The 26,367-nt window shown below is 40.7% G+C and carries 22 protein-coding genes and 2 pseudogenes; 12 read left to right on the top strand and 12 right to left on the bottom strand.

The genetic code is table 11. The features are described from left to right. Nucleotides 1-2 precede the first annotated feature (2 nt). From P4S60_RS08990 to P4S60_RS08980, 3 genes and pseudogenes are all read left to right on the top strand, one after another. Entirely contained in the window at nt 3-791 is a 789-nt protein-coding gene (locus P4S60_RS08990; protein ID WP_337115730.1) for an SDR family oxidoreductase, read from the top strand. Between the two features lie 178 nt (nt 792-969). Beyond that, nucleotides 970-1,971 (top strand): annotated as a pseudogene (locus P4S60_RS08985) (branched-chain amino acid aminotransferase); the annotation flags it as partial. Between the two features lie 163 nt (nt 1,972-2,134). After that, nucleotides 2,135-4,288 (top strand): prolyl oligopeptidase family serine peptidase, encoded by a 2,154-nt coding sequence (locus P4S60_RS08980; protein WP_337115729.1) that lies wholly within the window; start codon nt 2,135-2,137, stop codon nt 4,286-4,288. A 75-nt stretch (nt 4,289-4,363) separates the two neighbouring features. Here the strand turns inward: P4S60_RS08980 and P4S60_RS08975 are convergent, their stop codons facing one another. Both P4S60_RS08975 and P4S60_RS08970 read right to left on the bottom strand, forming a co-directional pair. Then, nucleotides 4,364-5,455: a DUF481 domain-containing protein gene (locus tag P4S60_RS08975; RefSeq protein WP_337115728.1), complete on the bottom strand. Its 1,092-nt coding sequence runs from the start codon at nt 5,453-5,455 to the stop codon at nt 4,364-4,366. A gap of 103 nt (nt 5,456-5,558) precedes the next feature. Then, nucleotides 5,559-6,854: an anti-phage deoxyguanosine triphosphatase gene (locus tag P4S60_RS08970; RefSeq protein WP_337115727.1), complete on the bottom strand. Its 1,296-nt coding sequence runs from the start codon at nt 6,852-6,854 to the stop codon at nt 5,559-5,561. Between the two features lie 214 nt (nt 6,855-7,068). Here P4S60_RS08970 and P4S60_RS08965 point away from each other — a divergent pair, with 214 nt between their 5' ends. The 6 genes from P4S60_RS08965 (at nt 7,069) to ttcA (ending at nt 11,921) form a co-directional block, all read left to right on the top strand. Next, nucleotides 7,069-7,887, top strand: coding sequence for a glucosaminidase domain-containing protein (locus P4S60_RS08965; RefSeq protein ID WP_337115726.1), 819 nt, complete (start codon nt 7,069-7,071; stop codon nt 7,885-7,887). Then, entirely contained in the window at nt 7,880-8,548 is a 669-nt protein-coding gene (locus P4S60_RS08960) for a DUF2987 domain-containing protein (RefSeq protein WP_337115725.1), read from the top strand. Before P4S60_RS08965 ends, P4S60_RS08960 begins: the two co-directional genes overlap by 8 nt. Before the next feature lie 497 nt (nt 8,549-9,045). Beyond that, nucleotides 9,046-9,939 (top strand): polyphosphate kinase 2, encoded by an 894-nt coding sequence (ppk2, locus tag P4S60_RS08955; protein WP_337115724.1) that lies wholly within the window; start codon nt 9,046-9,048, stop codon nt 9,937-9,939. Nucleotides 9,940-9,950: 11 nt separating this feature from the next. Beyond that, entirely contained in the window at nt 9,951-10,262 is a 312-nt protein-coding gene (locus P4S60_RS08950) for a hypothetical protein (RefSeq protein WP_337115723.1), read from the top strand. 197 nt (nt 10,263-10,459) lie between these two features. Continuing rightward, a complete protein-coding gene (locus P4S60_RS08945; RefSeq protein ID WP_337115722.1) occupies nt 10,460-10,801 on the top strand; it encodes a hypothetical protein in 342 nt (113 codons plus the stop codon). 226 nt (nt 10,802-11,027) lie between these two features. Further along, nucleotides 11,028-11,921, top strand: coding sequence for a tRNA 2-thiocytidine(32) synthetase TtcA (gene ttcA, locus P4S60_RS08940; RefSeq protein ID WP_054553048.1), 894 nt, complete (start codon nt 11,028-11,030; stop codon nt 11,919-11,921). 62 nt (nt 11,922-11,983) lie between these two features. Here ttcA and uspE read toward each other — a convergent pair whose 3' ends face one another. The 10 genes and pseudogenes from uspE to ccoN all read right to left on the bottom strand — a co-directional run bounded on the left by uspE (nt 11,984) and on the right by ccoN (nt 20,907). Beyond that, a complete protein-coding gene (uspE, locus tag P4S60_RS08935; RefSeq protein ID WP_337115721.1) occupies nt 11,984-12,907 on the bottom strand; it encodes a universal stress protein UspE in 924 nt (307 codons plus the stop codon). 102 nt (nt 12,908-13,009) lie between these two features. Beyond that, nucleotides 13,010-13,744, bottom strand: a complete 735-nt coding sequence (locus P4S60_RS08930; RefSeq protein ID WP_063704804.1) for an FNR family transcription factor — start codon at nt 13,742-13,744, stop codon at nt 13,010-13,012. Between the two features lie 38 nt (nt 13,745-13,782). Beyond that, nucleotides 13,783-14,454 (bottom strand): sulfite exporter TauE/SafE family protein, encoded by a 672-nt coding sequence (locus P4S60_RS08925; RefSeq protein WP_337115720.1) that lies wholly within the window; start codon nt 14,452-14,454, stop codon nt 13,783-13,785. Next, nucleotides 14,447-14,614, bottom strand: a complete 168-nt coding sequence (gene ccoS, locus P4S60_RS08920) for a cbb3-type cytochrome oxidase assembly protein CcoS (RefSeq protein ID WP_054553052.1) — start codon at nt 14,612-14,614, stop codon at nt 14,447-14,449. Before ccoS ends, P4S60_RS08925 begins: the two co-directional genes overlap by 8 nt. After that, nucleotides 14,611-16,986, bottom strand: a complete 2,376-nt coding sequence (locus P4S60_RS08915; protein ID WP_337115719.1) for a heavy metal translocating P-type ATPase — start codon at nt 16,984-16,986, stop codon at nt 14,611-14,613. Before P4S60_RS08915 ends, ccoS begins: the two co-directional genes overlap by 4 nt. A gap of 9 nt (nt 16,987-16,995) precedes the next feature. Then, a complete protein-coding gene (locus P4S60_RS08910; protein WP_105180938.1) occupies nt 16,996-17,487 on the bottom strand; it encodes a FixH family protein in 492 nt (163 codons plus the stop codon). A 147-nt stretch (nt 17,488-17,634) separates the two neighbouring features. Further along, a complete protein-coding gene (gene ccoP, locus P4S60_RS08905) occupies nt 17,635-18,600 on the bottom strand; it encodes a cytochrome-c oxidase, cbb3-type subunit III (RefSeq protein WP_063704813.1) in 966 nt (321 codons plus the stop codon). Continuing rightward, a pseudogene (locus P4S60_RS08900) lies at nt 18,597-18,781 on the bottom strand (cbb3-type cytochrome oxidase subunit 3). Before P4S60_RS08900 ends, ccoP begins: the two are co-directional and overlap by 4 nt. Before the next feature lie 5 nt (nt 18,782-18,786). Continuing rightward, nucleotides 18,787-19,461 (bottom strand): cytochrome-c oxidase, cbb3-type subunit II, encoded by a 675-nt coding sequence (gene ccoO, locus P4S60_RS08895; RefSeq protein WP_063704815.1) that lies wholly within the window; start codon nt 19,459-19,461, stop codon nt 18,787-18,789. Between the two features lie 12 nt (nt 19,462-19,473). Then, on the bottom strand, nt 19,474-20,907 hold the full coding sequence (gene ccoN, locus P4S60_RS08890; RefSeq protein ID WP_063704817.1) for a cytochrome-c oxidase, cbb3-type subunit I: 1,434 nt from the start codon (nt 20,905-20,907) through the stop codon (nt 19,474-19,476). A gap of 345 nt (nt 20,908-21,252) precedes the next feature. Between ccoN and P4S60_RS08885 the strand changes: the two genes are divergently transcribed. The 3 genes from P4S60_RS08885 to P4S60_RS08875 all read left to right on the top strand — a co-directional run bounded on the left by P4S60_RS08885 (nt 21,253) and on the right by P4S60_RS08875 (nt 26,335). Continuing rightward, complete coding sequence (locus P4S60_RS08885; RefSeq protein WP_337115718.1) at nt 21,253-21,672, top strand: hypothetical protein; 420 nt, start codon at nt 21,253-21,255, stop codon at nt 21,670-21,672. Between the two features lie 586 nt (nt 21,673-22,258). After that, nucleotides 22,259-24,850, top strand: a complete 2,592-nt coding sequence (locus P4S60_RS08880) for a TonB-dependent receptor plug domain-containing protein (RefSeq protein WP_337115717.1) — start codon at nt 22,259-22,261, stop codon at nt 24,848-24,850. Between the two features lie 108 nt (nt 24,851-24,958). Then, nucleotides 24,959-26,335 (top strand): hypothetical protein, encoded by a 1,377-nt coding sequence (locus tag P4S60_RS08875; RefSeq protein WP_337115716.1) that lies wholly within the window; start codon nt 24,959-24,961, stop codon nt 26,333-26,335. Nucleotides 26,336-26,367: the final 32 nt, after the last annotated feature.

Raw genomic sequence — 26,367 nt, 5'->3', positions numbered from 1 at the left:
ACATGCAATTAAATGGCAAAACAGTTTGGGTTACAGGGGCATCTTCTGGGATTGGTGAGGCACTTTGTGAGCAACTAGCAGCTAAAGGGGCAACGCTAATATTGTCTGCCCGTAATGAGGAAAAACTCAACGCTCTTAATGCAAGACTCGGCGGTAATCATCATGTGGTCGCCCTTGATTTGGCAAAGCCTGAAGCTTTACTTGAAGATATGCCTGCGGAGATTGAGCGAATTGGTCGCATTGATGTGCTTATCAATAACGGTGGAGTGTCGCGACGCAGTTTATTTTTAGAAAACGAATTTACGGTTTATCGCCAACTGATGGAAGTAAACTACTTTGGTTTAATTGCCTTAACCAAAGCCGTTGTTCCACAGATGGTGAAACAAGGTATGGGCATGGTGGTCTCAATTAGCAGTGTGGCGGGTAAAGTCGGTTCTAAGTTCAGAACTGGTTATTCGGGCTCTAAATATGCGGTTGTCGGCTTTATGGATTGCTTAAGAGCAGAATTAGCCGATAAAAATGTGAATTGCCTGACTATTTGCCCGGGTTCAATTAAAACAGCTATTGCGCATAATTCGTTAGATGGCCAAGGTAAACCGCAAAATAAGCCAGAGGAATCAATCGAAAACGGCATGGATGTGGCAAAAGCGGCTGCAAAAATGATTAAAGCCATTGAAGCTGAGAAAGATGAAGTTGTTATTGGTGAAGGAATAAGTGGTTTAGCACCGACTATTAAGCGTTTTTTCCCGGGCTTTTTTAATCGACTCACAGCAAAAATGAACTATAGATAATTTATTATCATTTGTTAGTGAATGATTCTCAGTAAACAATGCGCAACTTGGGTTGCGCATTTTTTGTACCAAATGGTCGGATTATTATCACTTTAATCGATAAAAGGCACTAGTTTGCTATGGTTAAACGGGGATGGATTAGCATACAATGGGGTAAAAGTAGTCCAAACAAGAGAGAACAACAATGGCCGCATTTGGTACTGTATTTATGCCACAAATGATCCAAGCACGTTTTGCTGATAACTCATGGAGTGAAAGCGCGCTGGTCCCATCTGATAAAATCGAATTACATGCGGGTGCTCACGTATTACATTACTCAAGCACCTGTTTTGAAGGATTAAAAGCTTTTCGTCACGAAGATGGATCGGTCTATATCTTTCGTATGGATGCTAACATTGCGCGTATGAAACAAAGCTCTAAGTTACTTAACTTACCTGACTTTGACGAAAGCATGCTTGAGCAAATGATCAAAGACATTGTTAAAGAGTACGCTGACGAAACACCAGCACCACCGGGGTCTATGTATATTCGTCCTACGCACATTGGTACAGAAGCGGCTATCGGTAAAGCGGCTGCACCGTCAATGAGTTCACTACTGTATGTATTACTTTCGCCAGTGGGTGATTACTTTGCTGGTGGTGCTACAGCACTACGTGTATTACTTGAAGAAGATGGCATGCGCTGTGCACCTCACATGGGTATGGTTAAAAGTGGTGGTAACTACGCAAGTGCATTAGGCCCAATTTTACAAGCTCGCTCTGAACATCAAGCAGATCAAATCTTATTCTGCCCAGGTGGCGATGTACAAGAAACGGGTGCTGCAAACTTCATTCTAATTGATGGTGATGAGATCATCACAAAAGCACTTGATAGCACATTCTTACACGGTGTGACGCGTAATAGTATTTTAACGATTGCGAAAGATTTAGGTATGACTGTATCTGAGCGCAACTTTACTGTGTCTGAGTTGCTTGAAAGAGCTGCTAAGCCGGGTACTGAAGCTGCCTTATCGGGTACCGTCGCGGTACTGACGTCGGTTGGCACGCTTATTCATAACGACCAAGAGTTTAAAGTGGGGTCGGGTGAACCAGGTGAAAAAGTCGCAAAATTACGCCAAGCATTGAATGATATTCAATGGGGTAAATCAGCAGATACTCATGGCTGGTTAACAAAAGTATAATTGCTGAGCGATTACATCGTTATAAAGAGCCACGTAATAACGTGGCTTTTTTGTTTTTACATTGGTTTACAGCAGACCCTGTGTTTAACCGCAAATTGCTAGACATTCTTTTGTATTAACTTTACTTTCAATTTGTTAACAATAACTAAAAAGTAAAATTATTATGATCAAGAAAACGCTTGCATGTGCAATTGTAGTTGCACTGGCGGGGTGTGGTGAATCAACCCCAACAAACACAGAACAAACTGTAAAAACTGCAGAGGTTAAAGCTGCTGTGAATTATCCAGAAACTAAAAAAGGCAATGTTGTTGACGAATATTTCGGTGAGCAAGTAGCAGACCCATATCGTTGGTTAGAAGACGATATGAGCGACGAAACCGCACAATGGGTGAAAGCCGAAAATGACGTTACGTTTTCTTATCTAAAAAATATTCCTTATCGCGATGAGCTTAAAACCACGCTCGAAAAGCTGATGAACTACGAAAAAGTGACAGCGCCGTTTAAAGAGGGTGAGTACACCTACTTTTATAAAAACGATGGCTTACAAAATCAGTATGTGGTTTATCGTAAAAAAGGCGACTCAGAAGCTGAAGTGTTTTTAGATCCAAATACGTTCAGTAGTGACGGCACAACTTCAATGTCGGGTTTAACATTTACTGAAGACGGCACTTTAGCGGCTTATCAAATCTCTGAAGGCGGCAGTGACTGGCGTAAAATTATCATTATTGATACTGCGACTAAACAGCCGATTGAAGAAGCATTAGTCGATGTAAAATTCAGTGGTATCTCTTGGCTTGGCAACGAAGGCTTCTATTATTCGAGCTACGATAAGCCAAAGGGCAGTGAGCTGTCTGCAAAAACAGATCAACATAAAGTTTACTACCATAAGTTAGGTACAGCACAAGCAGATGACCAATTAGTTTATGGCGGCACAGAGGCACAGAAACATCGTTATATTGGTGCTGAGGTGACCCGTGATAATCGTTATCTAATTATCGCTGCAAGTACTTCAACTTCAGGTAATAAACTGTTTATCAAAGATTTAACTAAGCCAGACAGCGAGCTAGTGACTATTTTAGATAACACTGACTCAGATACCTCAATTATTGATAATGACGGCTCGAAACTATATTTGGTGACTAACTTAAACGCACCCAATATGCGTGTAGTGACAGTGGATGCTGCTGATCCTAGCCCAGAAAATTGGCAAGATTTAATCCCTGAAACTGACAATGTACTTAGCATTTCGAAAGGCGGTAACTACTTCTTTGCTAAGTATATGGTTGATGCGATTTCGCAAGTAAAACAATATGATAAATCGGGTAAATTGGTGCGTGACATCAGCCTGCCAGGTGTAGGCACTGCATACGGGTTTAGTGGTAAGCACGATGCACAAACACTGTATTACTCATTTACTAATTACACTACACCAGGCAATACCTACTCGTTTGATGTTGAATCAGGAAAGTCTGATGTGTATCGAAAGTCGGGCGCTAAATTTAATAGCGAAGAATATATCTCTGAACAAGTCTTCTATACATCAAAAGATGGCACCAAAGTTCCGATGATTATTTCGTACAAAAAAGGCACTGAGCTTAACGGTAAAAATCCGACTATTTTATATGGCTATGGTGGCTTTAACGTAAGTTTAACCCCAAGCTACAGCCCTACAGTTGCAGCGTGGCTTGAGCACGGTGGCGTGTATGCTGTTGCTAATATTCGTGGTGGTGGCGAGTACGGTAAAGCGTGGCACGTAAATGGTACGCAGCTTAAAAAGCAAAATGTTTTTGATGACTTTATTGCAGCAGCTGAGTACTTAAATGAAAAACAATACAGCTCACCTGATTACCTAGCGGCACGTGGCGGCTCAAATGGTGGCTTATTAGTTGGTGCGGTTATGACACAACGCCCTGAGCTATTTAAAGTAGCGCTTCCTGCTGTAGGTGTTTTAGATATGCTGCGTTACCACACCTTTACAGCGGGTGCTGGTTGGGCGTATGACTACGGCACCAGTGAACAAAGTAAAGAAATGTTCGATTACTTAAAAGGCTACTCACCTGTACACAATGTTAAAGCGGGTGTTAGTTATCCAGCAACCTTAGTGACTACAGGGGATCATGATGACCGTGTTGTGCCTGCGCATTCATTTAAGTTTGCAGCCGAGCTGCAAGAAAAAGGTGCAAAACAAAACCCGTATCTGATTCGTATTGAAACAAATGCTGGTCACGGTGCAGGAACACCTACAAGTAAGATCATCGATCAATACGCTGATATTTATGGCTTTACCCTATACAATATGGGTGTTAAATCGCTATAAGATAATGTATATATTATTTAACTAAAATTAAAAACGCCGAGCTAAGCTCGGCGTTTTTGTATCGATTAATTGGTATTATAAATCGATACCCAGTGCGAAAATCATTTTGTAATCTTCTTTTTCTGGTACCACACCGTTTTCATCGGCAATCGGGTCAGCCAAATAATCCCATACTAATGACACATCAAAATCGATATCATCAGTGATCTCAAACTCAAACGCAGCCATTGCATATTGAGAGTCACCACCTGCATCACTGTTTGCAGTTAGGTAGCGATAGTTAAGGGTAAAATCAATTTTTTTTGTGACTTCTAACTCGTAATTAGTGCCAATAAAATATGACCAAGATGAATTGGATTTTTCTTCTCCGCTAGCGACGGTATCAAACTCAGTTTTTTGATAAGCAGGGCCAGTTGAGAAGTCCCATTCGGTTTTATCAGTATCCATTACATAGTAACCAACACCGGCACCGACAGTGTATTTGTTGGCGATATTTTGAAACGGATCACGGTAGTACTCGAAGAAGATAGGGCGGTAATACATTTTTTGGGTCTGAAACCAGTCGAAGGTACCGTTAGCGCGAATGTTATTTTTAGTCACTTGCTCATCGCTGGTGGTGCGATAGCCTAAAAACTCTGCGAGAAAACGGCTAGATGCAGTACGGCGCTTGATATCCGCACGCGCTGAATATTCGGTTTGGTCAGTATTGCCTTTTGATATATCAGCGCCCAGCGCTATTTTGACAGTCCATGCGCTTAATTCGCTTTCTGCAGAAGGTGCGATAGAAACTAAATCACGGTAACGATATTTAGCTTCTTGTTCACCGACTTTCACATAACCGCCTGAAATATTGAGCGTGCCACTGAGCTCTGAACCATCATTAAAACGAACAGTATGATGGCGGTCTGAGATGATCATATAAATATCGGCACGGTCAATCATCAATGTGTCGAGTATATCACTGTCGAACTCGACTTCTTTGTCGTACAAGGAGACAAGTTCACCTTTGAGCCATTCGCCAGAGTTAAGTCGTATCCAATCAAAATGGGTGGCATCTTTTATGATTATGCTACGCTCTTCAAGTAGCGGATCTGGAAGTGTTTCTGCGCCGTAGCAAGCAAATGAGCTTGCTACAACAGTACTAATAAGCAGGTATTTTTTGAGCATTATTTCAGTCCATGTTAAATAAAATGCATTCAAAGAAGTGTCATTATTATTGCTAATAACCTGATTAATTCTAGAACAACTCACTGTGCTGTTCAAAAATTAGTTAGGCAGATGGCAAAAACAATCGCTGATAGGTCTTATAAGCATATTCATCACTCATCCCTGATAAATAATCACAAATTATACGCATTGCGTTATCGCCTTGCTGGTGCGCATTAAGCCACATTTCTTGCGTTGTTTCTGGCAGTAACCGCATAGGGTCGCTGGCAAAGGCACTAAATAATTCAATCAGTAGATTTTGCCCTTTAAATTCAACTTGCTGCATCTTTGGCTCACGAATTAAACGTTTAAAAACAAAATGCTTTAGCACGTTTAGAATTTCGGCAAATTCATCAGGTAGGCTGACCGTGTACTGTAATATTTCAGATTCGAAATCTGCGTTTTGTACAACTAACTGAGCGTTGATAATAAAAGTGTTAACCAATTCACCAATGGCGTCTTTACGTTCGTACTCGTGATGGGAGAAGAGTCTGGCGGTTATCGAGCTTAAATGGGTCGTTAGCCACACTGAGTCAAGCTCTTGTAGCTGCTCAAGGGCATGGTTTTGCCAATCTGCTAACGTTAAAACCTCGGTGGCGATAGCGTCTTCTAAATCATGAACGGCATACGCAATATCGTCAGCTAATTCCATAATTGCTGAGTCTATCGATTTGTAGTGGGTTTTGGCTCTAAATTCATCAACCTTGTAATGACTACTTAACAGCGCTTTATCATTATTAGAGAGTGGCTCAATGATCCAGTCGAAAACATCTTTATCATCTTTATACAAGCCTTTAGCTGGGCGCCAATGATCGGCTTTAATAAAGCTACGTTGTTCACTTAGAGGTGGAATGCAGTACCACAAATCATCAATAAAGGCAGGATATTTAATAAAACCTAACAAGGTGCGTCTGGTTAAATTCATGCCATAGCCATTTGAATAGGGCTCAAGCTTAGAGACAATCCGTAATGTTTGCGCGTTTCCTTCAAAACCACCGTGCTCACGCATCATGTAATTTAATGCTATTTCACCACCATGACCAAAAGGAGGGTGGCCAATATCATGAGCAAGACACAAGGTTTCGAGTAAGCTACCGCTCGGAAAATTCGTAAATTCAGGGTGTTGCTTTTTTAAGTGGCGTAATAAACCACTGCCAATTTGGGCCACTTCTAATGAGTGAGTAAGACGGGTTCGGTAAAAATCATTCAAGCCAATACCCATAATTTGGGTTTTAGCTTGCAAACGCCTAAATGCAGCGGCGTGAATAATTCGAGAGCGGTCAACTTGCCAAGCTGAGCGATTATCGTTTGGACGATATTTTTGCTGGTCAATAATACGAGCTTGCCAAGATTGGCACATAAAAATAACCTTCCTATTTCTCGTTTGGTTGATTTTCAGTATACGCAAGCGCTTGAAAATTGCGAGCAAATTGGCCGTTTCTTCCCCGGTTCTGTATAAATTTTGGGTAGGGTGCTTCGGGCAAATTCGCCAAAAATCCACAGCTTTGGTATACTCCGCCTTTGTATGTGCGTGACGTTACCGCACATGAGTAGTAGTTTATTTGAGAGAATACATGCTTAAGTACGTTTTTCGAGTTTTACTGACCGCTTTTTTTGCATGGGCAATATTATCGCCATTTATGAAAGAAGACGTAGTCGTAGAAGAGTCTGAACAAACACAGACAACGCCAAAAGGAACCCAGCGCGTAATCAAAAAAGAAAAGCCATTGCATAACGTAAAACTGCCGGATTTTGCAGCATTTACGGATGTGAAAGAAAAGAAACATGCATTTTTTGATTTTATTCGCCCTCATGTCGAGGCTGAAAACAAGAAAATTTTACAGCAACGCGCAACCTTAGAAATTGCGCGCATGATGCTTGAATACAATGAGCCACTGACTAGCAAACAGCAATCAGATATTAAAAAAATCTTAACCAGCTATAAGTTGCCAGCCACTATTGACACTTTATCGCTTACTCAAGCGGCGCGTCGTGTTGATATCATTCCAAAAGAGCTTGCGCTTATGCAGGCGGCGAATGAATCAGCATGGGGTACCTCTCGTTTTGCACGCATTGGTTTAAATTTCTTCGGCCAGTGGTGTTATAAAAAAGGCTGCGGCATGATCCCAAAACGTCGTGCCAACGAAGCAGCCCATGAAGTGACCGCTTTTAAGTCGGTTCGTGCTGCGGTAAGCTCTTATTTTAAAAATATTAATACCCATGCTGCCTATAAAGATTTACGATCAATTCGTGCCGATTTACGTCGTCAGCAAAAGCCAATTGAAGCGACCATTCTTACACAAGGTTTGTTGTCGTATTCTGAGCGCCGTGAAGCGTACATTGAAGAATTAAATAAAATGATAAATCAAAACAGAGCTTACTTTGATGAATAAACTCCTTCCATGGTTTAAAGCAGCAACCATTGCGGTTGCGCTAAGTGCGGTTGCAACTAAGGCAGCCGCAACTGAATTTGTTGTTGCCTATGATGGCTTTTACGATCGATTAAAAGTCGTTAATAAAGGCGAGTTCCAATACGCTCAAGTTAATTTTTACTTATCTGATATTGCTACTAATGAAGTGTGTACAATTAAGTCTGGTAAAATTATTACAGAAAAACAAGAGTTTGACTTAACATACACAGATAAGGCTCAGTTACTTTTACCTTTTGATAAGCAACTAGATACTGATAAAGCCGTAATTGTTGTTCAACCTGAAAATCCAAAACATGATTGCCAATTAAAGTTACAAATTGAAGCAACTGATTTGGTAGATTTTGAACTTAGCAAAGCAAACTTATATACACTCAATCAAGAGTTTGAAGAGTTATTATCTGATTTGTCGGGCTTTTTTGTAAGCAAACTCATGTGGTTCTTGTTACCAGAACAACAAGGTGTTGTGCTGAAATTTGATATTCAAGATGCTGTTTCAGCAAATGCAGTTAGCTGTAAAGAGCTGCGTTGCTCAGTGAAGGTCAGTGATGAGTGGCAAGATGATAAAAGCGTTTTAACCAGCCATGGTAAGCTTATTAGCGCCACACCGTGGATTGTAAAATAGCGCGTAAAAAATCTGACCGCAGCTTTGATAACTATTCAAAAGGGACCTTTTTAGGTCTCTTTTTCGTTTTTAATAAGTAGTGAAGACGTCTCTTTTTTCAATATTTTGCTTAGTATTTTAGGCTTAGCCTAAATTTGTAAAATTCAATGTAAATAGTACGTTTTAAATGACTTCTTCTCTTGCCTAGATTATTTCCTCAATTCATATTTTTGCTAAGCATTTGTATTGCTGCGCATTTTAAGGAGCAGCTGATATTTAAATGTAAAAATAGTAGGAATATATGAATTTTTACTGGTTGTTTTTTACTATAGAAAAAGGGCTTAATTTTGGTTGTGCGACCTTGATTTTAATTGGGAGAAAAGTGCTATCTAATTATTTTTAAACAACTTTTTAAGTGTTTAAAAGATAGATATAGATCAATCTCATAAGTAATAACTGACTTAAAGTAAAACTATAGAAATCTAAATATAGGTAGTTATAGTAAAAAAGGAGTCGTTATGCAGACAGTCGATGTCGAAGCCGTTTCAACTAAGCCGCAAAAGTTATCAAAAGCGAAAGCTAAGCAAGATGTTATTTTTGACTTAAATGTTAAAAATCCAAGCTTAAAATGGAATGCCGATGGCCATTACCCATACAAGCGTAAAATGGAGGTGGTTGAGTACGAGCGACATAAGCATGAATTACAAATTGAGCTTTTAAAAATGCAAGGCTGGGTAAAAGAGACCAACCAGCAAATTGTGATTCTATTTGAGGGGCGAGATGCGGCAGGGAAAGGTGGCACTATAAAGCGCTTTATGGAGCACTTAAACCCTCGTGGGGCGCACGTAGTGGCTTTAGAGAAGCCATCTGCAAGAGAGCGTGATCAGTGGTATTTTCAGCGTTACATTAACCACTTACCCACCAAAGGGGAAATTATACTATTTGATCGTTCTTGGTATAACCGCGCAGGAGTAGAAAAGGTAATGGAGTTTTGTGATGATCACGAGTATTTGGAATTTATGCGCCAAACACCCCAACTTGAACGTATGTTGGTGAATAGCGGTATTAAGTTATTTAAATATTGGTTTTCGGTCAGTAGAGAAGAGCAATTTAGACGCTTTAAATCGCGCCAAAACGATCCACTCAAACAATGGAAATTGAGCCCGGTTGATATGGCATCACTAGCTAAATGGCATGATTATAGTGACGCTAAAGATGCCATGATGTTTCATACCCATACTAAAGATGCGCCTTGGACACAAATTCGCTCTGATGATAAAAAACGTGGGCGTATAAACTGTATGCGTCATTTTTTAAGCTGTTTGGATTACCCAGAAAAAGATCATGACATAGTCAATCGGGTCGATTCGCTTATTGTCACTGAACCTACCCGTATGTCAACGCGTCAGTAAAGGAGAGTACAATGCAAAATTCAGAGTCAGTATTTGAGAAGCGCCTTGCAAAGCTCGAAAAAATTATCGAAAAAAGCAAAAAAGAAGTGGCTAGAACCACTGAACTTGCAAAAGATGCAGCACTTAAAGCACAAACAGCTGTAAAATGTGCCAGTGAAGCAGAGAGTCTCGCTGATAATGCAAAAAAGCGATTGAAAGCCGCTAAAAAGCAGTTAAAAGAGGCTAAAGTGTTAAAAATCGCGCAGAAAAATGCATCGAAAAAGTCGGCAATAAAACGTGCTAAACGAATGGCAAAGAATAAGGCTGATACTAAAAACGCTTAAAGTTAATAAAGGGCACATGGCTAATGTGCTCTTTATTTTTGTATTAAGCTTATTGCTGGACATTTTTCCGATTCTCGTTATGCTAAACGTCAACTTTTCAGGGACTTAAAAGCATATTTATGAGAATCATACCGGCATTTTTTGTTATTTTACTGCTATGTTCAGCTTGTAGCAGTTATTCACCTATCAACCAAGAAATGCAAACTAAGTTGCAAGGCTCATGGCAGTCTACAAATAGCCCAGTTTGTGAAGCTAATTTTCATACTATAACCTTCAATAACAAAACATTAGAAATCTCTTATGACGAACAAGGGTTTATTTCTGAGACTGAAGCAAGAAAAACTTTTGTTTATACTATTCTTTCGACAGAGAAAAATTTAATTCGAGTGCAACTTGAAAATGAAACTCGCTTAGATAAAAAAGGCAACCCAGTTGTTTGGCATCTTAAGCCACTTAGAAATGATAAATACTGCTGGGGCAGAGATGATTGGCCTGACCTAGCTTGTACAGCTTCCCGTTATAAATGCACTGTAAAATAAATTAGAAGTTAGTTTGCAGAAGTCAGAAAATTAAAGCTTTTAGCCTATAAATTCATAATCCTTTGAGTCTATTCCTAAAGCGCTTTGCTTTACGTGCTACCTTCTTCAGTGAAGCGCTTTAATTATCCCACGCTAATCATTTCAACTCACTCAAAAAGTCCGTATAATCCACGCCGAACTTTTTACTATGAAACATGGCTTAGTAAAGCCTGTATGAGCAGAGCAAATGAATCAAACTGATACTAGAAAAGAAACTCTTGAATTTAATAAACTTCAAAAGCGTCTAAGAAGGCATGTTGGTACCGCGATTACGGATTACAACATGATCGAAGACGGTGATGTTGTTATGGCATGTATCAGTGGTGGAAAAGATTCTTTTGCAATGCTAGATATTTTGCTTAATTTACAAAAAGCAGCGCCAATTAAATTTGAAGTGATTGCGGTAAACCTTGATCAGAAGCAACCAGGTTTTCCAGAGCATATCTTGCCTGATTACTTTGAAACGCTAAATATCCCGTATTACATCGTTGATAAAGATACTTACTCAGTTGTAAAAGAAAAAGTACCAGAGGGCAAAACTACCTGTGGTCTGTGTTCACGACTTCGTCGCGGCACACTTTATTCATTTGCAGAAAAAATTGGTGCAACAAAACTAGCACTTGGTCATCACATGGATGATATCGTTGAGACAATGTTCTTAAATATGTTCCATGGTTCACGACTAAAAGCTATGCCACCGAAATTACGCTCTGATGATGAACGTAACGTGGTCATTCGTCCGTTGTCTTATTGCCGTGAAAAAGATTTAATTAAATACGCCGAACACAAAGATTTCCCAATCATTCCTTGTAATTTATGTGGTTCACAAGAAAACCTGCAGCGTCAATCAATCAAAGCTATGCTGACAGAGTGGGATAAGAAAACCCCTGGTCGAGTTGAAAGTATCTTTAAGTCTTTACAGAATGTCAGCCCAAGTCAGCTTGCAGACAGAAACTTATTTGATTTTGAAAATTTACCACTTGATAGAGAAGGCAATCGTGAAAGCTATGATTTTAGCGAGGCGGTGGTCTCTTCGACAAACATTGATGAATCATTATTTATTGATGTAACAAATATATAAAAATTCCAAACTGTATATAAAAAAGCCCCAAACTGGGGCTTTTTTAATCTCTATTCAATAGGTTACTTAGCAAGTGGGCTTACATAGCCATCTGGTTTTAACGCTAACACATCGCAGTCAAGGCTATCAATGACGTGCTCTGCTGTGTTACCGACAAGTGCAGCACTTAAGCCAGTACGGCCGACAGTACCAATCACTACTAACTCGCTGTTTAAGCGCGCTGCAACATCAGGAATAACATCTTCTGGTAAGCCTTCTTCAATATGGCAATGAGCTTGGTCAATAGCAAAGCCTTCAGCTAACGAGAGCGTTGATTCATAGTGATGCTTCTTAACTGATTCGTTATAAACACCTGGGTTGAATTCAGGGATTTCAATCGCGATATTGACTGGAGTTGCTGGGTAGGCATTCACAAGGTTAAGCGTGGCATCCGCTAAATCACAAATGAAGCGAGCATCATTAATAATACGTTTGTTAAGTTCAAGGTGTTGTTCATTCTCACTCACTGCGTTTACTGCAGCTAAAATATTCCCTTTTGCTGGCCACTCTTTCTCTTTAACAAGTAAAACTGGAGCAGGGCACTTACGAATGAGGTGCCAGTCAGTAGGGGTGAAAATAACTGATTTAAGCGTATCGTGTTGATGAGTGCCTTTTATAACAAGGTCAAAACCATCGTTGATCACGGTATTGATAATGGCTTCGTAAGGGCGATTATGCCAAACCACGCAGCTATCAATGGTAAGCTCTGGGTAAAGGGCAATTTGCTCATTTAACCATTCTTGGCGGTCTTTTATAACGGCTTCTCGCATTGCTTCACGCTCATCAGCAGAAAGCATAGTGGTCATTTCATAAGAGAAGTCGTAGATACTGAGGAAAGCGGTGATGGTCGCGCCAGATTTTTTGGCTAGATCAATTGAGCGGCTTAAACTGTGTTGCTGCTCTTTGGTTGGGTCTATAACTGCTAAAATTCGTTTAATTGCGTCCATGTGCTGCTCCTTAACTGTTCCGCAAAAAGTAGTACTTTGAGTGTAACCTAAATTTAGAACAGTTAAAGGGGCAAACAATAGAAAGTTGCGTTAAATCAAACTCTATTTACATTTAATCGCCGCTGTCGCAGCAAGCGCTTGTTGGTCCAAAATGGTGATAAATTTACCTTCTACCTTGATTAAACCTGCTTTTTGGAAGCGGCTTAAAAGGCGGCTAATTGTTTCAACTGTCAGACCTAAATAGTTACCGATTTCACCACGTGTCATGGTTAAACGGAATTCTTTACGCGAAAAACCACGCTCACCAAAACGCTCTGCAAGATTATAAATAAAACTGGCTAGACGCTCTTCAGCTGACTTTTTATTGAGTAACAATAACATTTCTTGGTCATAGTTAATTTCATTACTCATTAAACGCATAATTTGTTGGCGTAGCTTAGGTAATTTACCCGCTAATTCATCGAGCGTATCGAATGGAATTTCACATACCATTGAAGTTTCAAGGGCTTGTGAAAAGCTTTGATGAGCCATTTTGTTAATTGCATCGAAACCAACCAAATCACCCGCTAGATGAAAACCAGTAATTTGCTCATCACCTTGTTCTGACAAAGTGTAAGACTTAAACGAACCTGAGCGTACCGCATAAATGGCATTTAAGCTTTCGCCAGATTCAAATAAATAATCACCTTTATGCAGTGGTTTCTTACGTTCGATGATTTCATCGAGACGATCCATTTCTTGACCGTTTAATGAAAATGGCAAACATAGCTGGCTGATACTGCAATTATTACAGCTAATTGTGCATAAGCCTTTTGACTTGTTTTGTGAGAAGTCCATACATCAAATCCATTCAAATAAGTTAACAACCCGTAAGATTAATGAACTAGCTTATCGGTTGCTATAATTAATAAGTATATACCGTACCATATTATTACGCTGCCTAGAATAACCCTAGTCCAAACATGGTTGAAAATAGTGTTTATTTTCTGGCTGACTAGACCTACGCTTATCATCGCAGGAAAGGTTCCTAACGCGAAAAACAACATAACACCTGCACCATGTAAGGCTGATGGGCTAGTGAGAGCCCAGGTTAGCGCTGAATAAACTAAACCACAGGGCAACCAGCCCCATAAAGCGCCATATAGCAGGGCTTTTGGGGTTGTATCAACCGGTAACAAATAACGATTGAGCTTCGCTAGATGCTGCCATATTAAGGTTTTGCCAAGCTTTTCTAGCCACTGTAGGGTTGCTGCTAAGCGCATAATATAAACCCCAACAAGTAGCATGAAAATACCACTTAAAAACGATAAGGCTATTGAAATCGTGGTATTTTGCGCTGCAAAACGACTGCTAATTCCAGCGACTAGCGCGCCAGCAAACATATAACTAAGCGCACGGCCAAGGTTATAAGCAACAGAAAAACTGACAGCACGGTTTTTATTCGCGGCAAGCTGTAAACTACTGGCAATGCCGCCACACATAGCTAGGCAATGACCACTGCCTAGCAACCCCATTACAAATGCACTAATAAACAGCGGATCAATCATTACTTTTGTTGTGCTGCTCTTTATCGTCTTCGAACAGGATACTGTGGCCCTGTTTGTTTAAATCAGAAAATTGTTCGCTTTTAACAGCCCAAAAGAACACCCCAATAGCAATCAGCACAAATAAAATGGCAATCGGGATAAGCATGTAGATGATACTCATAGTTTTAATAACCTTAATGAGTTGGTAATAACCAAAATGGAGCTTGCAGACATACCAATTACAGCCATCCAAGGAGCAACAAGACCAAGGGCTGCCAATGGTAAAATCGAACCATTGTAAATAAGTGATAATGCCAAGTTTTGCTTAACAATACGGCGGGTCTTTTTCGACACTGTGAGCAAATGCTCTATGGCGGTTAGATCACTATTGAGTAATACCACATCGGCACTGTTTTTGGAAATATCAGCGCCGGTTTCCATCGCAATCGATAAATGCGCACTGGCAAATACAGGGCTGTCATTCACGCCATCACCCACCATAGCAACAATGGCACCTTTACTGGCAAGTGCTTCGACATGGGTTTGTTTGTCACGTGGGCTACATGCTGCATGCACGGTATCTAAATTTAATTGTTTTGCAATTCGCTCACCACTGTTCGACGCATCACCCGTTAACATATGGCATTTTATCTGTTGCGAATGTAATTCAGCGATCAACTTATCTGCATTACCGCGAAGGCTATCTGCTAAGTAAAAGCGCGCCACAATTTGTTTATCGATATACAAGGTTGCTTGCGCATCTGCTTTTTCGGTATCGAACCAACCGCTTTTACCTATCGCGATATGTTGTTCGTTAAGTTCTGCGGTGATGCCTTTACCAGGTTCGATTGTGACATTCTCAATCGGATTAACTGAGTCATTGTAAGTTGCAAATGCATTAGCAATAGGGTGCTCAGAGAAGCTTTCAAGTTGTGCTGCTAGTCGTAATGCATCTGCTTCACTGTACTGGCTATTTACTAGTTCAACACGCTCTATAGTGAAACGACCTTGGGTCAGGGTGCCTGTTTTATCAAAGGCAATATCGGTTAGTTGCGGTAGCGTTTCTAATACGTGGGCTTGCTTAATTAAAATTCCACGCTTTGTTAAGCTTGCTACTGCACAGGTAAGGGCTGTAGGGATCGCTAAGCTCAGTGCACAAGGACAGGTTGCAACAAGCACCGAAATAGTGACCCAAAAGGCATGTTCGGGGTCTATTTGATACCAACCAATCGCTGTAATTGAGGCGAACAGTAATAAACAAGCAACAAACCACTGCGCGACTTTATCCGTGATTTCGACTAATCGCGGACGCTTAGTTAACGCGGTGTGTTGTAACTTAATAATTTGATTAAGCAGAGTATTTTGACCTATTTTGTTGATCTCTATACTGATCACACCATCATGGTTAATAGTGCCTGCGTAAACTTGATGGCTGATAAACTTATTAACGGGTTGATGCTCACCTGTCATCATGGCTTCATCAACCGTGGTTTTGCCTTTTGTAACAACACCATCAGCAGGAATGGTTTCACCTGCTTTGATCAACACAACATCACGCAGTTTTAGCTTTTTAGCCGCAATAATTGATTCTTGATTATTCTCATCGATAATACGAGCAGTAAGAGGCAATAACTTTTGCAAGTTAGCGGTAAACTCACTGGCTTTTAAACGAGCTCTAAATTCTAAATATTTACCCAATAATAATAAGAAGGTAAACATACAGATAGATTCAAAATATACTTCGCCAACCGACATTAACGTGGCATAACAGCTGGCTCCATAGGCACCAAAAATCGCTAATGAAACAGGTAAGTCCATATTCAGCTGTTTGGCTTTTAAACCATTAATGGCATTGGTTAAGAATGGCAGGGCACTGTAAAGAATTACCGGTGACGCAAGCACTAGGCTTATCCAGCGAAAATACTGCTCGAAGTTCTCTTCCATGCCCGAAAACATGCCAAAATACATAGCAAAGGCGAACATCATAACTTGCATGGTCATCAGACCCGCAACCCCTAAACGGCGGATGTATGCTTTTGCGGCTTGTTGTTTTTGACTCGCTTCAAGGTCTGCCTGAAACGGGTAGGCTTTATAGCCGATTTCGTGTAATGAGGTGATAATTTGGCTAAGCGGTGTAACCGATTTATCCCATTGGATCATGGCACGGTTGGTCGAAGTATTTACATCAACACGTTTTATCGCTTTTAAGTTAAGTAGTTGTTTTTCGATTAACCAAGCACAGGCAGCACAGGTGATGCCTTCAACTGTTAATAGCACTTCTGATAAATCATTCGTGGCTGAAATAAACTCGTCTTGAATATCTTCGTTATCGTAACTTTTAATCAATTCAAGCTGCTCTGGAACAAGTTGTTCAACCTTTCCAGAGCGCACAGTTCTAAATTTATAGTAATCGGTCATGCCTTGGGCGACGATATTCTCAGCAACCGTTTGGCAACCAATACAACACATAGGTTGTGCCTTACCGTCTATTTCGACAGTCGCATTAAAGCCTTTTGGCACACTTTCAAGACAATGAAAGCAATTATCGGACATTAGAGTTTACTACTTATATTCAGGGCTAATCGAAATCGTTTTTTCAGTTGGCAGAATTACATCTTCTTTAAGTTTCCAACTATTATCGATTGGTTCAATAAACACTGTGTATGCACCATCAACGTGGGTGTCGAGTAGGGCAGTGAAATCACCATGGGCGTTTTTCATTAAGCTCACATCAAAGTCATTGGCTTTAATGGTGCGATGATAAAATGACATTTTTAAAGAATGAACATTACTAGCATCACCTTTCGTAAAAGTGAACGTGACTTTGTCGTTAGTAATATTTAAATCGCCATGTAAATAAAGCGCTTTAGCTTTATTAAATTTACTGAGTTCAAGGTTGATTGCTTTGCCTTTTTTATAATAATCGTCAACAACCATATCTGGGCCGTTGCCAATTGCCATATAAATAAGACCAGCACAGCCGATGATAGCTGCAAGTGGAAAAGAGATTAAAAACCATGGCCAAAAGTTTTTATACCAAGGAGTGGGTTTCATAGACTTATACCTTTAAAAACGTTGTACGCATTTTATCGGATCTAAAAGCAAAAGACTAAAAAAAGCCTCCAGATGGAGGCTTTTTTGATCTTAATTAATCTATTGAATTAAAAGATTAATTGTTTATACATTTTATTAACCGCGTGGTTATTTATCTTGCGATAAGCTGTAAACGTACGCTGTTAATAGGTGAACTTTATCTTCACCAAGAATGTCTTTCCATGCTGGCATTACACCGGCGCGGCCATTCATAAGTGTTTCTTCAACAGCACGTTTAGAACCACCGTATAACCAGATGTTATCTGTTAGGTTAGGCGCACCAAATGGTAAGTTGTGTGCAACAGAACCTTTACCGTCAGCACCGTGACACGCAGCACACATTGCAAACTTAGCAGCACCTGCAGCAGCGTCTTTTTGGTTAACTGTACGGCCAGAAAGGCTAAGTACGTGAGCTGTCATTTCTTTAACACCTTGCTCGCCAAGTGCAGCACCCCAAGGTGGCATCGCAGCAACACGACCGTAAAGAAGCGTTTCTTTGATCTTGTCTGGTGTACCGCCATATAACCAATCTTTATCAGTTAGGTTAGGGAAGCCTTGACCACCACGTGCATCTGAACCATGACACTGTGCACAGTTTTGTGAGAATAAACGTTGACCAATTTCAAGCGCTTTTTCATCTTTTACTAGTGCTTCAATATCTTGCTTAGCAAATGACTCAAAGATTGGGCCAAAACGCTCATCAGCAGCGATATACTCTTGGTCTAATTGAACGTTCTCACCGTTAGCTAATGCTTGTTCAGTCGCTTCTTTAGACTCAGCTAAAGAAGTAATACCTTGGTTAGAACTTGTCCATTTACCTAAACCTTCCCAGTTACCTAAACCTGGGTAAGCTGCAAGGTAATAGACAGACCAAATGAATGTTGCGAAGAACATGTATGTCCACCACTTTGGAAGTGGATTGTTTAGTTCTTCAATGCCGTCAAACTCGTGACCACAGCTCTCGCCTTCTTTCACACCTGCGTAGTTTTTTAAGTTCCACAGAAGTAGGCCGAAGATGATAGCAAGACACGCAAGGGTTAATACGATAACCCAAATACTCCAAAAGCTAGTCATTTCTCAGACTCCTTTTCCTCGTTAGAGATTGTGTTGTTGTGTTTTTTTCATCTTCAAAAATGGCATTAGCAGCGTTATCAAATCGGCTTTTGCTACGCTTGCTGTATGCCCATACAACAATCACAATAAACAGTACTAAAATTACCAGAGTCAAAATGCCTCTGTATGTTCCGTAATCCATAATAATTACTTCAAGTGTGTGCCAAGCTGTTGTAAGTAAGCGATTAGAGCTTGCATTTCAGTTGCGCCTTTACCATCGTTCATGGCTTCGATTTTCGCAATGTCAGCTTGTAGCTCTTCGTCACTTCCGTAACCTTTACCGTCGTAACGGTCGCTTGATTTATCAATTCCGAAGCTATCACGGAATATTTGAAGCTTTTTAAGAGTATGGGTTGTATCAACTCTGTTTTCGTCTAACCAAGGAAACGCTGGCATGTTTGACTCAGGAACCACGGCACGCGGATCCATTAAGTGAGCATGGTGCCAATCGTCTGAGTAACGCTCACCAACACGAGCTAGGTCAGGACCAGTACGTTTTGAACCCCATTGGAATGGGTGATCCCATACTGTTTCACCAGCTACAGAGTAGTGACCGTAACGCTCAACCTCGTCACGGAAAGGACGAATCATTTGTGAGTGACAGTTGTAACAACCTTCACGCACGTAGATATCGCGGCCTTCCATTTCTAACGCTGTAAGAGGGCGTAAGCCGTCAACAGGTTTAGTCGTATCGTCTTGGAACATTAGTGGAGTAATCTCAACAAGTGCACCAAAGCTGATAGCAAAAACAGTCAAGATAGCCATAAGGCCAACGTTCTTTTCGACTATTTCGTGTTTGTTTTGTGAATTATTATTGCTCATCGTCCTACTCCATTATGCCAATTGTGCGTCAGCGTCTAGTTGAAGCGAGTCTTTTTTCGCTGTCACTGTACGATAAACGTTGTAAGCCATAATTAGCATACCAGTTACGATGAATACACCGCCTAGGAAACGCATGATATAGAATGGGTGAGAAGCTTCTAACGATTGTACAAAGCTGTACATTAACGTACCGTCAGAGTTTACTGCACGCCACATTAGACCTTGCATTACACCTGAGATCCACATTGCTACGATGTATAGAACAACACCCACAGTGTGTAACCAGAAGTGCGTGTTAACTAATTTAACACTGAACATACGGCCTTGTGAGAATAGTGCAGGGATAAGGTGGTAGATAGCACCGATAGAAATCATTGCAACCCAACCTAGTGCACCTGAGTGTACGTGACCTACAGTCCAGTCAGTGTAGTGAGAAAGCGCGTTAACTGACTTGATAGCCATCATTGGGCCTTCGAACGTAGACATACCGTAGAAAGATAGAGAAACAACTAAGAAACGTAATACTGGGTCAGTACGTAGTTTATGCCAAGCACCTGATAACGTCATGATACCGTTGATCATACCACCCCAAGATGGAACGAATAGGATAACTGACATAACCATACCTAAGCTTTGCGTCCAGTCTGGAAGCGCAGTGTAGTGTAGGTGGTGAGGACCTGCCCAGATGTATAAAGAAACAAGTGCCCAGAAGTGAACTACCGATAAACGGTAAGAATAAACAGGGCGACCTGCTTGTTTTGGTACGAAGTAGTACATCATACCTAAGAAACCAGCAGTTAATAAGAAACCAACAGCGTTGTGACCGTACCACCACTGAACCATTGCATCTACAGCACCTGCGTAGATAGAGTATGATTTAGTAAGTGAAACTGGAATTGCCATGCTGTTTACAATGTGTAAAACGGCAACAGTAATGATGAAACCAGCGTAGAACCAGTTCGCAACGTAGATGTGCGATACTTTACGCTTGATTAACGTACCAAAGAATACAACTGCGTAAGTAACCCAAACAATCGCGATAAGAATATCGATTGGCCATTCAAGTTCTGCGTATTCTTTTGAGCTTGTGATACCTAAAGGTAAGGTAATCGCTGCTAGTACGATAACAAGTTGCCAACCCCAGAAGGTGAAGGCTGCTAGTTTATCTGAGAAAAGGCGCGTTTGACATGTACGTTGAACGACGTAATAAGACGTCGCAAAAAGTGCACTTGTACCAAATGCGAAAATTACTGCGTTCGTGTGTAACGGACGTAGTCGAGAGTAAGTTAACCATGGTGTATCAAAGTTAAGAGCTGGCCAAGCTAATTGGGCAGCAATCAGAACCCCAACACTCATGCCAACGATGCCCCAAATCACTGTCATAATAGCGAATTGGCGTACAACTTTATAATTGTACTCAGTTTGTGATGCTACTGTTTGGCTCATTTTCTGGCTTCCGCTGCAATTAATGCGTTTTAGAAATGAATTACCCACTTTCATAAAAAGTGGGGCCTACTATTACTTCACAAGCGTGTTACCTAAAGCTAGCTAAAGATGTTAGCTTCAGAAAACAAACTCGAGAAACCCTTATTTTTGCGATGGAAATGATAAAATTTTTGACCTTAAAAAGATAGGTCAATTGCATAAAATTATGACATCAATCAAATTTTAACGCTTTGTTGGTTATTTTTTGTCAGAGATTGTATTTTTATTAGCTTATTCCATTTAGCATGGTTGTCTTTTCGCGGGTAGCTCTCTAGTATCCGCTTTTATTTTATACAGGCAAATAGAGTGCGAACTAGTTTATTACCCGTTTTCCTTTTCAGTGTATTTTTAGCTGCATGTGATAGCCAAAGTATAGAAGAGGGCAGCACAACTACAAGTTGCGAAAATAACAGCCGTTGTAATTATCCTAATAATGATGAAATCTGGCTAAGCAATTCTGATATAAGCCCAGAAACGCCGTTTACAATTAACCTAAAGGTGCCAAGTGATGTAAGAAACCTTTCTGCAAAACTCGAAGGTGTCACTATGTACATGGGGTTTATTCCACTGCAGTTTAAAAAATCAGATCAACATTGGGTCGCTGATACCATGGTAGGAGCGTGTTCTGAGTCAGTAATGACTTGGAAAATGACTGTTACTTATATTAATGCAGACGATCAGCCGCAAACACTATTTTATTATTTCGATTCTCTGCAGTCTCACTAAGCCAATTTTTGCTTGCTCACCGTGTTACAAACTTAATTAACACTGTGAGCAATGTCATGACCCGGTCATCTTTTTCTATTTAAATTCTCTTCATTGGTCGTTTGTTTGTGTGAAATTACAAACAATCGGAACAAAACCTAAAAATCATCCTCTAATGCACTGTTAAACAGGCTAACTTTGTCTATTTAGTTAATTTTAGTGAATAACTATGGTTAGCAGTCTTACTCAGCCTTTACGGTTTTTATAACGTTGTGTGATCAACTTGTAAAAATTTCATTTGTAGCACTAATTAGGTGTTAGTTACACTTGATTACAAAGTGCGTGCAATTGATTTCAATCGTGTTTTTTTTGGTTCTTAAGTTTATTACTTGCCTGATTTTCTAGTGTTTTTTTCTGTTAACATTGATACATGGTGAAACCTTTTTACCTAAAATGGAAACTGTAATTTATTGCTGTTTTTTATTTAATCTACCATTCAGTTTTCGTTCAGTTAACTGCGCCTAAGTTGCCCTCCGCTGACTCGTGATTCTAATAATAACGAGCGCTACCTGACTAAAGGTAAATTTCCAACAAGTAGGGTTTTCACATGAAAAAATCAATTCTTGGTTTAGCTGTTGTATCAGCAATCCCAATGTTCTCAAGCATGCAAGTTTTAGCTGCTGATGATGCAGCAGAGTCTATTGAAAAAATTCAAGTTACAGGTTCTCGCATTAAGCGTACCGATATGGAGACGTCTAGTCCTGTAACTTTAATCGGCGCAGATGACATCAAAGCAATGGGTGCATCTAGCATCGATGGCGTTCTACAAAAAATGACTGCAGCAAGCGGTGCGATGACTAACCCTGCTGTTAACAACGGTTCAGGTGGTAACGCACGTGTTGACCTACGTGGTTTAGGTGCACAACGTACTCTAGTACTAGTAAACGGTCGTCGTATGATCAACTCTGGTACTGGCGCAGCATCAACTGTTGACTTAAACACAATCCCAGTATCAATGATCAAGCAAGTTGAAGTACTAAAAGACGGCGCATCTGCTGTATACGGTACTGACGCAGTAGCTGGTGTTGTTAACATCATCTTAAAAGACGACTTCGAAGGTCTAGACATGAACCTTAACGGTGCTATCACTGGTGAAGGCGATGCAGACGAAACGTCTTTCGATATCACTATGGGTTCAAGCTTTGACCGTGGTAACGTTGTAATTGGTTTACAATACACTGACCGTGGCGATGCTTCACAAGCAGACCGTGATTTCTCTGATTGTCCAATCGAAGAAGATTACGAAAACGGTAGCTTCTACTGTGGTGGTTCTTCTTACACGCCTTTCGGTCACGTTTGGGCTGAAAATGCAAGCTTACAAGGTCAAGCTGACGGCGAGTGGCACGACTTCACTTCAGCTGGTGATGCATACAACTACTCAGCAACTAGCTACCTTTACACACCAATGCGTCGTTTAAACCTAACAGGTATTGGTCACTTTGATTTAACTGACGATACTCGTTTAGTGTCAGAATTCACTTACTCTAAGCGTTGGTCAACTCAACAAATGGCTCCACAGCCAGTATGGTTTGACTTCACTTACGATGCAGCAACTATGGGTGATTCACTTCTTTCTCACGGCGTAGCTGATGGTGAAGAAATCTCTTACGGTCGTCGTATGACTGACGTAGGTCCTCGTGGTTATGAGCAAGTAGTTGACACAGTACGTGCAGTAGTTGGTCTTGACGGTGCATTCGACAACGGTTGGGGCTGGGATACTTCAGTAGTATTCGGTCGTAACGACTCAGTTGACCGCGCAACTAACCTACTTAACATGGGTTCAATCCAAGACGCAATCGAAGCGGGTGACTTCAACCCACTAAACCAATCTGATTGGTCAGGTAGCAACCTTGCACAATACAACTACACTGAAAACAACTCAGGTGGTAGCCAATTACTAGTGATCTCTGCTGGCCTTAACGGTGAAGTAATGGAACTTCCTGCAGGTTACGTTGGTTTCGCGACGGGTATCGAGCGTCGTGAAGAAAAAGCATGGTACGTTCCAGATTCACTAACTTCACAAGGTCTTGCAAATGACCCACGTGTTGAACCAACTGGTGGTCGTTTCGACGTTAACGAAGCGTACGTTGAATTTGCGGTTCCACTACTAGCTGACGCACCATTTGCACAAATGGTTGATTTAAGCGCTGCTGTTCGTGCATTCGATTACAGCACATTTGGTTCAGACGAGACTTGGAAACTAGGTCTAACTTGGCGTGTAAACGACGAGTTAATGCTACGTGCTGTTCGTTCAACTGCATTCCGTGCTCCTACAGTATCTGAGCTTTACCAAGGTAAATCACCTTCATTCGAACAAGTTAGCTTCCCTGGTGCACAAGACCAAGCTGAAGTAACTGTTGGTGGTAACGACCAATTAACGCCAGAGCTTGCTGATACAGTAACAGCTGGTTTCGTATACGCTCCAGAGTGGTTCGACGGTTTCTCAATGACAGTTGACTACTATGAAATCGAAATCGAAAACTCAATTTCAAGCGTAAACAACCAATACATCGTTGAAAACTGTCTTGATGCTTCTACTGGTGCATACAAGAACCAAGATACTGCACTATGTCAGTCTTCTGCAATCAACTTCAACCAAAGTACTGGCCGTATTAGCTTCAACAACCAATTACAAAACATTGGTAATGAATCTACTAAAGGTTACGACGTAAACTTCAAGTATGCATTTGAAGCTGCAGGTCTTAACTGGCGCACAGGTCTTGATGTAACTATTCTTGATGAGTACATCGTTGATTCAGGCACAAGCACAATCGATTACACAGGTCTTGTAACTTCAGGTATCGGTAGCTACGCGAAAGTTAAGTCTAACTTCACTCTTAACGCGTCTGGCGACAACTGGGATGCACAATACCAAGCACGTATGATCGACGGCTTAGACAGCTACTCTTGTCTTGCTGACGACAGCGAGTGTTTAGTACCAAGCGTTGGTACTGTTGTATACCACGACATCAGTGGTTCATACATCATGAACGACACAGTGTCATTCTCTGCAGGTGTTAACAACTTATTCGATAAGCAAGCACCTTACTACTCAGGTAACAATGACTCAAACACTGACCCGTACACATACGATGTACTAGGTCGTCGTTTCTTCGCTGGTATGAACATCAAGTTCTAATCTAGTTTGAAATGATTACTAAGGCCCAGTTTTTACTGGGCCTTTTTTATTGTCTGAAAGCCTATCAACGCGTAAACTAAGGGAGCATTAGTTAAAAACGAGGTGATATTGCTTAAACAAGACGAAAACTTATCTTTTATTATTGAGCCTGAGCTTAAACCACGCACAGAGCAACGACTCGACCTGTATTTTTCCATTCCGAATGAAATGAGTGTTAACCCACAAACACTTAGCGAAGAATCTTTCTTTAACAACAATTTTAAATCGCACCTTGCGTATAACGCTAACAACATTCACTTACCCTTAGTTAGAAGCCGTTTTGTTAGTAAAAACAAAGGTGAACAACAAGATTATCGACAAAACTTAAACTTGTATTGTTATCAAGTGCGACTCGCGCTCAATGCAGATATCAAAGACACTTTAAAGTACCAAGAAGCCGATGAGTTTTATCCTGGTGCTATCCAATTGTGCGAGCAAACAAAAGGCTTGCTGAAAAAACTAAGACGCTATACACCTGATGATGAAAAGCTTCTCCCTTTTTATAAAAACGCGGATAACTACTTAAGCTGGCATGTCGAGCAGTCTTTTTTGAAGTTATTAGATGAAGGGCCGCGCAGCAGTGATTTTGCGAAAGAACGTGGTGAGCTATTAGAGTTTTGTAAAGCCGAAAACAGTTACCGAGAAGAGCAAGAGTATAACTCGCAATCTACACTCGAAGATGCCAACCGTATCACCAATAAAATGCGCCTTTTACAACGTTTAATTGAGCATGGGGTAGTACTCAATCGCACTACACGGCATTTAAACAGTTATTTAAAGCGCATGGTGAAGGGCACGGTGACGGCTGTGATTATGGCCTTTGTAATGCTTGTCGTGCTGAATGCACGTTCAAACTTTACCGAAGTGACAGCAACCTTGATTTTGATCTTAGGCGTTATTTACGGTCTTCGTGAGATATTTAAAGAAGATATCACACGGGTGATCTGGCGGGCTATCGTTAGAGGGCGGCCAAAATGGCGTTTTCAGTTTAAAAACAGCATAACTAAAGACAAAATAGCCAGCCAATACATTTGGCTTGAATACACCAGCTTTAAACGTATTCCTAAAGCAGTCAGAAGAATTTTTTCAAAGCGTCGTCATCAAAATAAACAAGCTGCTCAGTGGCTGCATTTTGCAAGCGAAACACAAGTTAACGCGAAAGAGTTTTTACCTGGCTACGACACCTTGCAACAAACCATGCAATTTAGCTTGGCACCCTTTGCTCGTTATTTAAAACGCGGTGAAGGTAAGCTTTATCATCTTGATAGTAACAAAATATCTAAGCAGGCTGTTGAGAGGCGCTATCAGTTAAATGTGGTTTTAGTGTTCACGCAAAGTGAAGAAGAGACTTTGTATCAGCGTTACAAGATTACGTTAAATCGTAGCAAGATCATCAATATTGAGCGTATTTACTCGCAAACAGACATTCTGAAAGATGAAAGATGAAAGATGAAAGATGAAAGATGAAAGATGAAAGG

This window comes from Pseudoalteromonas sp. Hal040 (assembly GCF_037162425.1).
Lineage (GTDB): Bacteria > Pseudomonadota > Gammaproteobacteria > Enterobacterales > Alteromonadaceae > Pseudoalteromonas > Pseudoalteromonas gelatinilytica.
Note: the sequence above shows the minus strand (reverse complement) of the source record. Positions and strands in the feature narration are given on the sequence as shown.

What these genes read in the sequence shown, in the direction of transcription:
- uspE (WP_337115721.1), bottom strand. Translation starts at nt 12,907, where the DNA reads ATGGACGCAATTAAACGAATTTTAGCAGTTATAGACCCAACCAAAGAG.
- P4S60_RS08980 (WP_337115729.1), top strand. Translation starts at nt 2,135, where the DNA reads ATGATCAAGAAAACGCTTGCATGTGCAATTGTAGTTGCACTGGCGGGG.
- P4S60_RS08970 (WP_337115727.1), bottom strand. Translation starts at nt 6,854, where the DNA reads ATGTGCCAATCTTGGCAAGCTCGTATTATTGACCAGCAAAAATATCGT.
- P4S60_RS08915 (WP_337115719.1), bottom strand. Translation starts at nt 16,986, where the DNA reads ATGTCCGATAATTGCTTTCATTGTCTTGAAAGTGTGCCAAAAGGCTTT.
- P4S60_RS08990 (WP_337115730.1), top strand. Translation starts at nt 3, where the DNA reads ATGCAATTAAATGGCAAAACAGTTTGGGTTACAGGGGCATCTTCTGGG.
- ccoO (WP_063704815.1), bottom strand. Translation starts at nt 19,461, where the DNA reads ATGAGCAATAATAATTCACAAAACAAACACGAAATAGTCGAAAAGAAC.
- P4S60_RS08950 (WP_337115723.1), top strand. Translation starts at nt 9,951, where the DNA reads ATGCAAAATTCAGAGTCAGTATTTGAGAAGCGCCTTGCAAAGCTCGAA.
- P4S60_RS08925 (WP_337115720.1), bottom strand. Translation starts at nt 14,454, where the DNA reads ATGATTGATCCGCTGTTTATTAGTGCATTTGTAATGGGGTTGCTAGGC.
- ccoS (WP_054553052.1), bottom strand. Translation starts at nt 14,614, where the DNA reads ATGAGTATCATCTACATGCTTATCCCGATTGCCATTTTATTTGTGCTG.
- P4S60_RS08975 (WP_337115728.1), bottom strand. Translation starts at nt 5,455, where the DNA reads ATGCTCAAAAAATACCTGCTTATTAGTACTGTTGTAGCAAGCTCATTT.
- P4S60_RS08960 (WP_337115725.1), top strand. Translation starts at nt 7,880, where the DNA reads ATGAATAAACTCCTTCCATGGTTTAAAGCAGCAACCATTGCGGTTGCG.
- ccoN (WP_063704817.1), bottom strand. Translation starts at nt 20,907, where the DNA reads ATGAGCCAAACAGTAGCATCACAAACTGAGTACAATTATAAAGTTGTA.
- ppk2 (WP_337115724.1), top strand. Translation starts at nt 9,046, where the DNA reads ATGCAGACAGTCGATGTCGAAGCCGTTTCAACTAAGCCGCAAAAGTTA.
- ccoP (WP_063704813.1), bottom strand. Translation starts at nt 18,600, where the DNA reads ATGACTAGCTTTTGGAGTATTTGGGTTATCGTATTAACCCTTGCGTGT.
- P4S60_RS08965 (WP_337115726.1), top strand. Translation starts at nt 7,069, where the DNA reads ATGCTTAAGTACGTTTTTCGAGTTTTACTGACCGCTTTTTTTGCATGG.
- P4S60_RS08910 (WP_105180938.1), bottom strand. Translation starts at nt 17,487, where the DNA reads ATGAAACCCACTCCTTGGTATAAAAACTTTTGGCCATGGTTTTTAATC.
- P4S60_RS08880 (WP_337115717.1), top strand. Translation starts at nt 22,259, where the DNA reads ATGAAAAAATCAATTCTTGGTTTAGCTGTTGTATCAGCAATCCCAATG.
- P4S60_RS08930 (WP_063704804.1), bottom strand. Translation starts at nt 13,744, where the DNA reads ATGGACTTCTCACAAAACAAGTCAAAAGGCTTATGCACAATTAGCTGT.
- ttcA (WP_054553048.1), top strand. Translation starts at nt 11,028, where the DNA reads ATGAATCAAACTGATACTAGAAAAGAAACTCTTGAATTTAATAAACTT.
- P4S60_RS08945 (WP_337115722.1), top strand. Translation starts at nt 10,460, where the DNA reads ATGCAAACTAAGTTGCAAGGCTCATGGCAGTCTACAAATAGCCCAGTT.